At 39.1% G+C, this 12,781-nt stretch carries 14 protein-coding genes; 6 read left to right on the forward strand and 8 right to left on the reverse strand.

Features of this window, described 5'->3' with window-relative positions; all coding sequences use genetic code 11:
* Positions 1–4: 4 nt before the first annotated feature.
* Both WA249_RS09390 and WA249_RS09395 read right to left on the reverse strand, forming a co-directional pair.
* The gene (locus tag WA249_RS09390) at positions 5–751 is read right to left on the reverse strand and encodes an acetoacetate decarboxylase family protein (RefSeq protein WP_336168174.1); all 747 of its coding nucleotides are present in this window, start codon (positions 749–751) and stop codon (positions 5–7) included.
* Positions 748–1,551, reverse strand: a complete 804-nt coding sequence (locus tag WA249_RS09395) for an SDR family NAD(P)-dependent oxidoreductase (protein ID WP_202724160.1) — start codon at positions 1,549–1,551, stop codon at positions 748–750. The genes WA249_RS09390 and WA249_RS09395 overlap by 4 nt, the downstream gene beginning before the upstream one ends.
* Positions 1,552–1,658: 107 nt before the next feature.
* Between WA249_RS09395 and WA249_RS09400 the strand changes: the two genes are divergently transcribed.
* The 3 genes from WA249_RS09400 (at position 1,659) to WA249_RS09410 (ending at position 4,515) form a co-directional block, all read left to right on the forward strand.
* Positions 1,659–2,705, forward strand: coding sequence for an AraC family transcriptional regulator (locus tag WA249_RS09400; protein WP_336168177.1), 1,047 nt, complete (start codon positions 1,659–1,661; stop codon positions 2,703–2,705).
* 80 nt (positions 2,706–2,785) lie between these two features.
* Positions 2,786–3,355, forward strand: coding sequence for a TetR/AcrR family transcriptional regulator (locus WA249_RS09405; protein WP_336168178.1), 570 nt, complete (start codon positions 2,786–2,788; stop codon positions 3,353–3,355).
* Between the two features lie 140 nt (positions 3,356–3,495).
* Positions 3,496–4,515, forward strand: coding sequence for an MBL fold metallo-hydrolase (locus WA249_RS09410; RefSeq protein WP_336168180.1), 1,020 nt, complete (start codon positions 3,496–3,498; stop codon positions 4,513–4,515).
* A 57-nt stretch (positions 4,516–4,572) separates the two neighbouring features.
* On the opposite strand, the gene WA249_RS09415 is transcribed toward WA249_RS09410, so the two are convergent.
* Together WA249_RS09415 and WA249_RS09420 are read right to left on the reverse strand one after the other, a co-directional pair.
* Entirely contained in the window at positions 4,573–4,941 is a 369-nt protein-coding gene (locus tag WA249_RS09415) for a hypothetical protein (RefSeq protein WP_336168400.1), read from the reverse strand.
* 202 nt (positions 4,942–5,143) lie between these two features.
* Entirely contained in the window at positions 5,144–5,833 is a 690-nt protein-coding gene (locus tag WA249_RS09420; RefSeq protein ID WP_336168182.1) for a type 1 glutamine amidotransferase domain-containing protein, read from the reverse strand.
* Positions 5,834–5,989: 156 nt separating this feature from the next.
* On the opposite strand from WA249_RS09420, the gene WA249_RS09425 reads away from it, so the two are divergent.
* Complete coding sequence (locus tag WA249_RS09425; protein ID WP_004701448.1) at positions 5,990–6,406, forward strand: MerR family transcriptional regulator; 417 nt, start codon at positions 5,990–5,992, stop codon at positions 6,404–6,406.
* Positions 6,407–6,482: 76 nt separating this feature from the next.
* Positions 6,483–7,289 (forward strand): type 1 glutamine amidotransferase domain-containing protein, encoded by an 807-nt coding sequence (locus tag WA249_RS09430; protein WP_336168184.1) that lies wholly within the window; start codon positions 6,483–6,485, stop codon positions 7,287–7,289.
* A 69-nt stretch (positions 7,290–7,358) separates the two neighbouring features.
* Here WA249_RS09430 and WA249_RS09435 read toward each other — a convergent pair whose 3' ends face one another.
* The 4 genes from WA249_RS09435 to WA249_RS09450 all read right to left on the reverse strand — a co-directional run bounded on the left by WA249_RS09435 (position 7,359) and on the right by WA249_RS09450 (position 11,444).
* Positions 7,359–7,934: a dihydrofolate reductase family protein gene (locus tag WA249_RS09435; RefSeq protein WP_336168187.1), complete on the reverse strand. Its 576-nt coding sequence runs from the start codon at positions 7,932–7,934 to the stop codon at positions 7,359–7,361.
* Positions 7,935–8,134: 200 nt separating this feature from the next.
* Positions 8,135–9,202: a saccharopine dehydrogenase family protein gene (locus WA249_RS09440; RefSeq protein ID WP_336168189.1), complete on the reverse strand. Its 1,068-nt coding sequence runs from the start codon at positions 9,200–9,202 to the stop codon at positions 8,135–8,137.
* Between the two features lie 15 nt (positions 9,203–9,217).
* A complete protein-coding gene (locus WA249_RS09445) occupies positions 9,218–10,456 on the reverse strand; it encodes an NADH:flavin oxidoreductase/NADH oxidase family protein (protein WP_336168190.1) in 1,239 nt (412 codons plus the stop codon).
* 157 nt (positions 10,457–10,613) lie between these two features.
* Positions 10,614–11,444, reverse strand: a complete 831-nt coding sequence (locus tag WA249_RS09450) for an alpha/beta fold hydrolase (protein ID WP_191900911.1) — start codon at positions 11,442–11,444, stop codon at positions 10,614–10,616.
* A 329-nt stretch (positions 11,445–11,773) separates the two neighbouring features.
* On the opposite strand from WA249_RS09450, the gene WA249_RS09455 reads away from it, so the two are divergent.
* Complete coding sequence (locus tag WA249_RS09455; protein ID WP_336168191.1) at positions 11,774–12,670, forward strand: acetoacetate decarboxylase; 897 nt, start codon at positions 11,774–11,776, stop codon at positions 12,668–12,670.
* Positions 12,671–12,781 lie beyond the last annotated feature (111 nt).

Genomic DNA, 12,781 nt, shown 5'->3' on the forward strand with positions numbered 1-12,781 from the left:
CCAGTTATAAAACGCGAGGATTAAATTGGCGCAATAAAAATAACGGCGTGCGTAGACGAGGTATTTGAATTGGAGGAATTAATCCACTCGATAAATCAACTCGATGTAATCTAGCCTCAACAACTTCGCCCAATCCCATATCATGTAAAGGATCGTTTGCTGTGCCTGTAAAACGTAAGTTCATTTCAACCTGACGCACTTCAACTGGATGCTCTTTCGGGGTAAATCGAACTTCACGTGGTAAACCAATTCCTAACCCACCCGTAATATTCCGATGCGGCAATCCTAAAATTGGAGGTGCATCATGAATGACTTCACCCAGCTTGGCTTTCATTTCAATGAGTGTTGTGCCTCGGCGTGAGGCTTTGCTTAAAATGCGTTTGCCATCATTTTCCCAGCTAATTTCTCCCATCTTTTTAGGGTAGCCGAGCAATTCACGGCCAATAATCATGGCTCGGTCATCGTCCAAAATCATCCAAGGACAAAAGATTCCTGTTTTATTGCCAACTTTAATGTGAACAAATAGACCCGCTTCATGGTAAGCGCCCGTATAGACATTTTCTGGGAAATACGCACAAAACAGATCGGCTCTGGCAGGTTTAACCAGTGTCATTCCAGATGGTAACCAGCGCGCCATTGCTTTTTCATCAACTTCAACAACAGCAGTCAAATAGTGGGCATTGTGATAAAGCTTATTGCCAAGATTGGCTAAACCCACAGGCACACGTAAGTCATTAATCAACTGTTTCATGGGCTTAATCTCGAAAATACTTGTTTCAGAATTGGGAGCAAGATGATGCGCGGGGTATAACGTCCCCCAAAAGTTTGGGCCTGTGCCACGAAACCCGGAATCACAATTCGACAATTCCGATCCATTCCCTGAATGGCTTCTTTGGCGACGCGTTCTGCGGTTACCCAAACAAGACCACCACCAACACCATCAATTTTTGTAATGCCTGCAACTTCATTAAAACCAGTTTTGGTTGGCCCCGGAGCCAGTAGCGTACAGCTAACCCCTGTCCCTTTAAGTTCGCTATGTAATGACTCGGCAAAAGAATTGGCAAATGCCTTGGTTGCTGCATAAGTTGCATTTGCTGGAGTCGGCTGATGACCAGAGGTAGACCCCACAATGAGTATCGCTCCAGTTTTTCTTTTAATCATTTGTGGCAACACAGCTAAAGTCAGGTCATGAATCGCCACTGAATTAACTTCAACTTCTTCTCGCTCTCGGTCTGCATCTAAGTCTTGTAGGCAACCAAAAGTCGCAAATCCAGCGTTATTACAAAGAATAGCTACTTCAATATTTTCTAAATAATCACGAAATTTAGCTCGCGCCGCCCGATCACCCAAATCACATGGATATAAATCTACGGATATTTGATATTCGGCTTTTAATTTTTCAGCAAGTGCCTCTAATTTTTCTACACGACGAGCCACTAAAACTAAAGAATAGCCCCGTACAGCAAACTGTTTTGCTAGCTGTTCACCAATGCCCGATGAAGCGCCAGTAATCACAACTCGAGAGGAAGCTTGTGGAATAGGTAAGCTCATAATTGATGCTCAAAATATAGTAAATTGATTATTCCGAACTTTTAACTTGAGCGTGAGATGTGGATCAGACATACTGATAATCATTTTCGGCCATAATAAAAAACAATATGAAAGATCCTTATGGGCTTTCCAAAGCCAGCATTCCTATTTCTTATGCGCATTTGTTACTAGAAATCATGGTCGACAAAGGATTTTCTGCGCTTGAAATTTTGAAGAAAAGTAAAATTCCCTTAAACCTTTTAGATCAACTAGATGCGCGAATTACTCCTGTGCAGTGGTCTAAACTGGCATGGGAAAGCTTGTTATTGTCGAAAGATTCTGGCTTGGGATATGAATATGGGCTAAAACTGCGTTTAACTGCTCATGGCCCGATGGGATATGCCTTAATGAGTAGCCCAAACTTACATCAGGCTCTCGATGTTTCAATGCAATTCTTTAACATGCGATTAAAAGATTACCGTATTGCTCTGCTAGACGATCATGAATTTTCTATTATTGAAATTAAAGAAACTCATCCTGTTGTCAGCAATCAGCCCGCACAAGTGGAAAAGCTTAGACGATTTTTTTATGAATGTTTGATGATTGGCGTGATTCAAGCTGGTCAATTTTTGATAGAGCATGACTTTACTGAAATTGAGTTATGGGTGGATTGGCCAGAACCTACCTATCACAAAGCCTATCAGCATTTATTGCCACCTATTCGATTTAATCAAGCAACTAATCAAATTCGATATAAAAAACAGCTTCTAGATTTACCCATTAAAATGGCAGATCCGATTGCCTTTAAACAAGCTCTGGCACAGTGTGAAGCTGAACAAATCCGTTTTTCAGAGCAAATTAAAGATATATGCCTGACCGTAAAAGCCGAACTAAACTTAAAACCACAAGTGGGTTATCCCTCATTTGATGAAATTGCGACTCGCTTAAATATGTCTAGTCGAACATTACGGCGCCATTTGAACCAAGTCGGTTCTTCGTATCTGCAGCTGCTTGAAGAAGCTCAACAAAAAGAAGCTGAGCATTTGTTAATTCATAGTGATATGGATATACAAGAAATTGCGCTTTATTTGGGCTATATACAACCTACAAATTTCACACGAGCTTTTAAAAAATGGACAGGTCAAACACCCATTACATTTAGAACGAATCAATAATGTGGATCTAACAAAATATATCTTGCTGTCTTTCTATTTTTAGGTATGATTGAGTAATCACTCAATTAATGTGTTTGTATATGGCTCGTCCACGCAGTGAAGATAAACGTAATGCAATTTTAAGTGCTGCTATTGAAACACTGGCAGAGCTTGGCGAGCGAGCATCTACCTCGAAAATTGCAAAAGTCGCTGGTGTAGCGGAAGGTACTTTATTTACCTATTTTAGCAATAAAGAAGAACTGCTGAACCAGTTATATCTTTCACTAAAGGCTGAGTTACGACAAGTGATGATGCTTGGTTACCCGACTAATGCTGATTTGCAAACACAAATGTCGCATATTTGGCAAAGCTATTTGGACTGGAGTTTAGAAGCTCCACTCAAACGTAAAGTCATGGCACAACTTTCGACTTCGGAACAAATTACTGAGCAAAGCAAACAAATTGGCATGCAAACCTTTTGTGACCTCACCCAAAACATTCAAGAATGTATTAACGATGGCAAATTAAGAGATTATCCACCGTTATTTATTGCTTCAATTTTAGGTGCGCTTGCAGAAGTTACACTTAATTTTATTGCCCAAGACCCTTCTCAAACCGAGCGTTATCGTAAATCTGGTTTTGAAGCGTTTTGGCATGCAGCTTCAATTTAGATAAAAGTTAAGGATGCGCGGCGTCCTTATTTTTAAACCAATTAATGAGTGAGCAAATACTCATTTAAATAAATCAAAATAAGCACTTAGCCCAAGTTCTTATTTGCACATATAGGTTTGTTCCAATAAGGAAAAACAAGATGACTATTTCAAACACAACAGACTTGCCTTCTCCCTTAATGCCGTCACAGCAACACGACGGCAAATTTAGAAATACACGTCCGAACCAGCACAAGCCTTCTTTTGGAAAATCGCTTCAGTTGATGTGGAAGTTTCTATTTAACAAACCGAAAGACACAGTTCCAAACAAACAAATTCCAGTTTTAAGTTTGTCGAAAGAACAACTTCTTAGTGCGCCTGACCGCTCTCTCTTTCGTCTGGGCCACTCAACCATTTTGTTAAAACTGCAAAATGAATTTTGGTTAACCGACCCAGTTTTTTCAGAGCGTGCTTCGCCTTTTCAGTGGATTGGACCAAAACGTTTCCACCAACCGCCAATCAGTATTGCCGAACTACCGCCAATTAAAGGCGTGATTTTGTCGCATAACCACTACGACCACCTCGACTACCATGCAGTCATGCAACTGAACGATAAAGTTGAGCATTTCTTAACACCGCTTGGTGTCGGTGACACACTCATTAAATGGGGAATTCCAGCAGAAAAAGTTCAACAACTCGACTGGTGGGATACTACCCATGTAGATGGACTAAAATTGGTGGCTACCCCTGCTCATCATTTTTCAGGCCGTGGTATGGGCGATAGTAATGCGACCCTTTGGGCTTCGTGGGTAATTATTGATAATGATCTACGGGTATTTTTCAGCGGTGACACGGGCTATTTCGATGGGTTTAAAGAAATTGGACACCGTTACGGCCCTTTCGATCTGACTATGTTAGAAACCGGCGCTTATGACCCTGAATGGCCTGATGTTCACATGCAGCCAGAGCAAACTTTACAAGCACATATCGATTTAAAAGGTCGTCATTTGTTGCCTGTACACAATGGTACTTTTGATTTAGCACTTCATGCTTGGGATGACCCGTTTGAACGTATTGTCGGTTTAGCTAAAGAAAATGCGTTAGCGATTAGCACACCGCAAATGGGTGAACTCTTGAATCTTAATGAACCAAATGTCGAAAATTATTGGTGGCGTTCGTAAGTTTGAAGAAATTATTTGGAGAGGAAAAGAATGCTTTTGCTCTCCAATCTTTAAATTTTAACTTTTCTTATGTGCCTTCCAAGGAAACTTAATTGTGCACAAAACAAAAACTAGAAATAAAAATTGGGAAATATACATATAGTTGAGTAAGTCTCGGCCTACTTTTAATGTAATCCAAGTGTTGTGAATGACATCACTAAATATAATGAGAAAAGTTAGAATTAAGCCGATACGAAGTCTATAAAATAGAAGAATTGCTGCAAGTGGATCAATAAACGTTAAAGATGTCCAATAAATACAAGTAAATAGTGGTGCATTGTTATAGTCCCAAAACAAACCGTGCATTAGAACTGTTTGTAAATGATTGAACCCTGCACCGATAAGACAAAGTGCATAAATACATCTAATAATAAATTCAGTTTTCAAAACAACTCTCTTATTCATTCATCATGCTATGTCATAAATATTTTTATTTAAGTAGGATGTTTTAAATACATCCAAATAAAACAATATATTAAAATTAATTATAATCTTTTAAGTAGTACCTTTATGCCCTGTTTTTAATTTATTTTAAACTGAATAAAGAAAATGTAGTGGATTTAACCACCACATTTTCAAATATAGGAAGTTAAACATTTAAAGCTTCTATAATCGCTAAAGCAGTCTTTTTCGCTGAAAACGGGTTTTGCCCCGTAATTAAGTTACCGTCTTGAACCACATACGATGCAAAAGGAATAAAAGCTTTTTCATAGTGAGCGCCATATTCTTTAGCTAACTCTTCGGCATTGTACGGCACTTTTTTTGCCACTCCGGCCAAGACCTCTTCACTCCAAGCAAAGCCCGTTAACTTCTTATCTTTTATCAGTCGCTCGCCATTTGAAAGTCGTACATTGAGCAAGCCACAATAGCCATGACAAACACTCGAAACAATGCCGCCTTTTTCATAAATATTTTTGGTGATCTCTTGAAGTTCAGGATTATCTAAGAAATCCCACATCACACCATGACCACCTGTGTAGTAGATCACGTCATAATCTTGCCAATGAATATCTGACGGTTTATGGGTGTTAGCGAGCAAAGTCATAAATGCCTGATCATCTTCTCTCGCTTTTACTGATTTATCAGCCACTAAAACTCCCAGTGATTTGGGTTCAATCGGTGTTTTACCACCATTTGGACTGACAATATCTTGTATGTAACCTTGCTTTTCAAATTCGTCATAGGCATGGGTGAGTTCGCCTAACCACAGCCCTGTTGGTTCATCAACATCCTTATAGCGTGAAATATTGGTCACGACATGTAATATGCGTTTAGACATTTTCTCACCTCATTTTTCATATTTATAATTCTATTCTTTCGTCTATCAAAGCATAGAAAGCTGTTACTGAAAGTGTATGCTTGGTAAAGTTATGAACCTTGCTTTTAAGCAACTATAAGTCTAAAGTTAACTTGAATGTCAATAGAGTCTGTGGCCATGAATATTAGCGAGTTATCAAAATTAAGTGGTTTAAGTACCCCTACAATTCGTTATTACGAGCAAATCAAACTCTTACCTAAAGCAAAAAGAAAATCGAATGGCTATCGTGAATATACCGATAACGATTTGAAGCAACTTTCTCTCATCCAACAAGCTCAGCAAGTCGGATTTTCTTTAGCAGAAATTAAAGCATTTTTACCGTCGAAAGTTGCCACTTGGAACCATGATGCCCTTATTCAAACAATTGAATTAAAAATTCAAGAAATAGAGCTTTTAGAACAAAAACTCAAGGTGAGTAAGCAAAACTTACGTACCATGATTGATGCGATCAACAACAAACCCGATGAAATTACCTGCGAGCAAAATGCAGAACGTCTCATGAATCTCTATTTCGACAAAGCAAAAACACCATAATTTTTTAATAACTCTATTGACCTTAAAGCGTGCTTTAAACATACGATTGGCTACAGGTGATGAATGAGGACCTGTCATGTTTAAAGTTTGGAATTTTCAGCGTTGGTTAACCATTATTTTTGCCATTTTTTTGACTATGCATGTGGTACACGCCGCAGAGTCAGATAAAGCTCAAAGCTTTACCAAAACAAATGGGAAAATTTTAGTCGTGATGACCAATCACTCGGCTTATCCTTCTCGTTCGGATAAAACAGGACTTTGGCTAACCGAACTCACTCATTTTTATGATGTGGCTTTGGCTGCTGGCTATGAAATAGACTTTGTAAGTCCTTTAGGTGGTGAAGTACCACTAGATGAACGTAGTTTAAAGTCCATTTACCTAGATAAATCTGCCCGTCAGCATTTAGCCGACCCAGCCTTTATGCAGCGGTTAAAAACAACGTTGGCTCCGAGCGCCATTAATCCTACCCTGTACAAAGCCATTTACTATACTGGTGGGCACGGCACCATGTGGGATTTTCCAAACAATAAAGCTTTGCAGAACATTAGCGAACAGATCTATCGCCAAGGTGGAGTCGTTTCAGCGGTCTGTCACGGCGTAGGCGGTTTATTACCTTTGCAGGATGAAAATGGCAAACCCTTAATTGCTGGTAGAACCGTTACTGGTTTTGCAAATATTGAAGAAAGACTTTCAGGTATTAAGTCTCAAGTTCCTTTTTCTTTACAAAATGGACTTATTGAACGTGGAGCAAAATACAAGGAAGCGTTTATTCCGTTTACTTCGTATGTGGTTTCAGACGACAGAATTATTACTGGACAAAACCCTCAGTCGAGTAAAGAAATTGCTGAAGCAGTTGTTAAGCGTTTAAGTACAATTCAATAAATCTAAAAAAGACGAATTACAGACCAGCACTGTAATTCGTCTTTTCCATACAAATATTATAGAAAAAAATCAGCTTATCTTTTGATAATGAAGACCGATGGCGCCAGAAGCAAAAGTTTTATTTTCAATGAGTTTAAGATTGGTCTTTTGCTGAATGCCTTGGAATAGTGGCAAACCACTACCAATCAGTACCGGCGAAACGGTAATTTTATATTCATCGATTAAACCAAGTTGCATCAAATAGTGCGCGAACCGCGGACTGCCCAGAATCACCATATCCTTACCCGCTTGCTGTTTGAGCTTATTAATTTCTTCTTCAACATGGTCTTTTACCAGTCTGGAATTATTCCATTCAACTGTATCTAAAGTAGTTGAAAAAACGATTTTCTCTGTTTTTTCAATCCACCCAGCATGATTGCGTTCATGCTCTGAAGCTTCTGGATTTGAAAGCATGGTTGGCCAGTAATTATGCATCATTTGGTAAGTCGCACGTCCCCAAATCACAGTATCGGCAGTGCTCAAAATTTCTTTGGCATGATTTGCTAAATCTGCATCGTAAGCAATCCAACCTATGTCCATTGCCCCATTTGGACCTTCGACAAAACTGTCAAGCGATGCATGTAGAAACAGTATGAGTTTTCTCATTATTCTCATTCCTTTGTTATGAAAAAAATTTATCGCTTTTTAGTATATTCAATTTGAATTATTTCTTATGGTGTGTTTTGTTTTCTGCTTTTCTTTTACCTATATAAAGCTGTATTTATTTGAAATATTTATAAATTACCCGAACAAGAATGACTCCTTATTCGGGACTATCTTTAAACGTACTTTTTTAATAAAGGTTTTTAATTAATGACTAGCGGACCAGAACCCGGCAGCTCGGTTACTAGCTTATAACCCATCAGTTTTGCTGGTGTATATGTACCGCCTTTAACCGTATTTTTGAGTAAATAATTCACCACAGTCAGTGAGCCATTTACGGTAAGGCTATAAGCGTTTTCGGTTTGAATGCGGGCAGTTTTAATTTCCCCACGCGTATTTCTTACTTCGCCCCAAACATAGGTAGGTACTTTCGCGCGGAGTTCCTCATTTGGTCCCACAACCGTTTTTTCAATACGCGACTTAATAAACTTCTGCACAGCATTGATTTTTAATATTGGGCGTAAATAGTTCATCATTTTCGCACCAAAAATCATTTTGGGAAATGCGGGTACAAATACTTCAATGTTTGGAATATCCGTTGTATAGAACGCTGTAGATACGTCTCCCCACGGAACACTCATGGCACTTTTTTTACCGTCACCAAAATCAATGGTCCGAACATAATGTGCTAATGGAACGGTGGTAATTTTTCCGTTTTTACGAATTTTTCCGCCTTCGGCCATGCCTTCTGTACTTGTTTTAGCAGTACCCGGTGAGAACCCTGTTCTAGAGTCAAAACCAAGTGCTAAATGGGTCGCATCTGGCAATGCTTCTTTGAGCGCAGCAGCGACACAATCTGTCGGAATTACATCGAAACCAACACCCGGACAAAGCACAATATCGGCTTTTTCAGCTTGGCTGTTCAGTGACTGTGCCAATTCAAATACAGCGATTTCACCCGTAATATCTAAATAGTGAGCACCTGCTTTTATACAAGCTTCCATCATGGGTTTTGATGTTGCTGAAAATGGCCCTGCACAGTGCATGACCAGTTTAAAACCTTGCAGTTGCTCACTGACTGCATCTACGTTATCAAGCCCAAAAGCTTTATAGTTGAGTCCTAACTCTTGAGCTAATGTTTCAACCTTAGCTTTGTTACGACCAGCCAAAGTTGGTTTTAGACCTTGGCGTACAGCTTCACGAGCGATTAACTCGCCCGTGTAGCCATTTGCTCCATAAATTATCCAGTTTGAATCGTTAGGATTTGTCATAACACAACTCACTTATTAAGAAGCAAATGTATAGTCACGCATGCCTTTTTTGTATTGGCGGGTACGGCATGACATCGCTGATTGTTGCAAAATTAAAGCCCAAGCTGGTGAAACATTTGGTTTTGTTTTTTTACCAGCGCTAACATTACGTAATTGGAATTTGACCACAGCCATATTGGCAAGTGAAGCCAATGTTTTATTTTCCCACGTAATTGGCTTGAGTTCAGGTGAAATATGTTGGCCTTGTTTCCAAGCATTTGGCAAATTGGGTTCAATCGCTAAAGCTGTGGCAATACCGACCATATCTACACCACTTTCAATTACTTTTTCTGCCACTTGTTTACGGCGTATGCCACCTGTCACCATAACAGGCATTTTGGCAACTTTACGAATTTCTTGTGCAAATTCTAAAAAGTAAGCTTCACGAGCAAGTGTACGGCCATCACGTGCTTGACCTTGCATTGCAGGCGCTTCATAGCTACCACCTGAAAGTTCAACTAAATCGACTGCATGCTCATTTAGCATTTTAACCACTTGTTGAGCATCTTCAGCGCTAAACCCACCACGTTGGAAATCGGCTGAATTTAGTTTTACTGCAACAGTAAACTGAGGTGAAACCACTTTACGAACTGCTTCCACAATTTCAATTAAAATGCGAGCGCGATTTTCTAAAGAACCACCCCATTGATCTTGGCGTTTATTGCTAAGTGGAGAAAGAAACTGGCTCAATAAATAACCATGCGCTGCATGAATTTCTACACCAGTAAATCCTGCTTTTTCACCTAAACGCGCCGTGTTTGCAAAACGCTGAATCACCTCTGCAATCATAGATTCAGTCATTTCGATTGGCGTATTAAAGCGATTTGATATTTTGCCAAGATCAAGTGAAATAGCCGATGGCGCCCAAGTCTGCTGACCGAGGTTCGCTTGCATTTGACGCCCTGGATGGTTAATTTGAAGCCAAATCTGAGCGCCTTTTGAACGACCAATTTGTGCCCATTTTTTAAAAGTATCCAGATGCTTTTCATCTTCAAGCACTACGCCGCCCGGTCCAGTCATTGCTCGGCGGTCTACCATCACATTTCCGGTAATGATTAGACCTACGCCTCCATTTGCCCAAGCTTGATATAAACGCATTAATTCTTCTGATGGTGCATGGTTTAAATTAGCCATGTTTTCTTCCATTGCTGCTTTAGCAATACGGTTCGGAACATATGAGCCATTTGGGAATACTAATTTTTCGAACACTTTCATTGGAATGACCTCATTCAGTATGGCTTTACTTTAAGATTAAAGCTAACTTTAATGTCAACACTTTTTCGCACTTCTATATTTAATTAATTGAATTTATTATTTTTATATAAAAAAGAGGCACTCAATGTGCCCCTTTTTAAAGTTTTAAAACTTTTAATTATTCGCGAATAAATGCCAATAAGTCAGCGTTAATCACTTCATGATTTACAGTTAACATGCCATGTGAAAAACCCGGGTAGATTTTAAGTTGGCTATTTGGAAGTAACTCAGCAGATTTCACACCAGAAGTTTTATAAGGTACGATCTGGTCGTCATCGCCATGCAACACCAAAACAGGAATGGTGATTTTCTTTAAATCTTCGGTGAAGTCAGTTTGTGAGAACGCCACAATACCATCGTAATGTGCTTTTGCACTGCCCGTCATACCCTGACGCCACCAGTTAGCAATGATACCTTCTGATGGTTTCGCATCTGGTCGGTTAAAACCATAGAACGGGCCAGATGGAAGGTCTCGGAAAAATTGCGCACGGTTGGTGAGAACTTGATTTTGCAGGTCATCAAAGACTTCTTTTGGTAAACCTTCAGGATTATTTTCAGTTTTAACCATCAGTGGTGGAACAGCACTAACAAGTACAGCTTTTGCAACGTTTTCTTGACCGTGACGAGCAATATAGTGAGCTACTTCACCGCCACCTGTTGAATGACCAATATGAATTGCATTTTTAATGTTTAGATGTTTGACCACTTCTGCAACGTCATCTGCGTAATGGTCCATATCATGACCATCCCACACCTGACTCGAACGCCCATGGCCACGGCGGTCATGAGCAACTACACGAAAACCTTCTTTAAGGAAAAAAAGCAACTGTGTGTCCCAATCATCTGAACTTAAAGGCCAACCGTGATGAAAAAATAAAACTTGGGCATCGCGTGGCCCCCAGTCTTTATAAAAAATTTCTACGCCATCTTTTGTGGTTACATATCCCATCTTTGTTCTCCTACTCAAAAACTGTTTATAGATTCGTTATAAAGGTTTGAATATTTATACTAAGCTTAAAGTTAACTTTAAGGCTAATCATCTTAAATCATATTTCAAAAATAAAATTTATATGAAGACTCTAGTCAACTTTGTAGCTTTTTAATCTTTAATTGTTTTTATTTTATTTCTTTTAAATGTCAAAGATTTGACATGTCGAAATTAAAACCCTGACTTTAAAATTAGCTTTAAACTTATAGTGCCCACATTGGCTATTAATTAATACGTCTTGATAAAGACAACGGTAGCTACTCGGTCAATTAATGTAAAGGTGAACTCCAATGAATATAAAACAACAATTTACTGAGGTTGAATTTGGGCAACAAAAAGTCAAAGTACCCAAAGATGGTTATTATGACCGCTTTAGAATGAATCCTGACCTAGACAAAGTGGCTCAAGATCCAGCTGCTGGCAATATCGACTTTTTCCGCCATATTCCTAAAAAAATCGTGGAATCGAGAGTAGGTCCTGTCTGGGCACCCAACTTTTATTATCGTAGTGCAAATGTACAACTACTCATGCTTGCACCCATTAAGCAGATTAAAGCAAAACTGCCTGCTGCCTTAACACCGTTACAACCATTTCCGGGTTACGGGTTGGTCTCCGTTACGTTTTTTACCTATTCTGTTTGTGACAATGACCCTTATAACGAAGTATCAATTGCAATTGTTGTACGCAAACCTAGTGCTCGTGGGCCACACATCGCAGAGTTAATGAAATCGATGCGTCAACGTCATTTTTATGCACATGTTTTAGCTTTGCCAGTTGATACTGAAATCGCCAGAGTGCGCGGTGTATATGGTTACCAACTACCAAAATGGTTAACTAAAATTGACGTCGACATTAACTCAAAAGAAGCTCAAGCCAATATTTTTGATCTTAATGGAAAACTAGATTTAAGTTTAAAAACTGCTGTTCCTACTTTAAAACATGTCGATTCTGAAACACATATTAATAAAGCCACCATGTTACATGTAGTTGATGGGAAGTGGCACCAGACAGAGGTTCAATCTAATATTCTTTCTTTTGCGCAAAAGCTTTTTCCAAAGAAAGTACAACTAGTGAAAAATGAAGGCCCTTTAACTAAGTTGCTAAATGAACTTGGCGCTTCAAAAATTCTACGCTTAGATGTTATTGAGGATGCTCAGGTGGTATTAAATCTACCCGTTAAAATTTAGTAATCCGTTATTTATAACGTTAGAGTGGTTAAGCTAGATATGGCTGTAAAAAAAGCTTGAAGATTCAGATGAATTTTTATTATTATCACTACACAATTTAAAATAAAATGG

The sequence above is a fragment of the Acinetobacter sp. 161(2023) genome (genome assembly GCF_037027805.1).
GTDB lineage: Bacteria > Pseudomonadota > Gammaproteobacteria > Pseudomonadales > Moraxellaceae > Acinetobacter.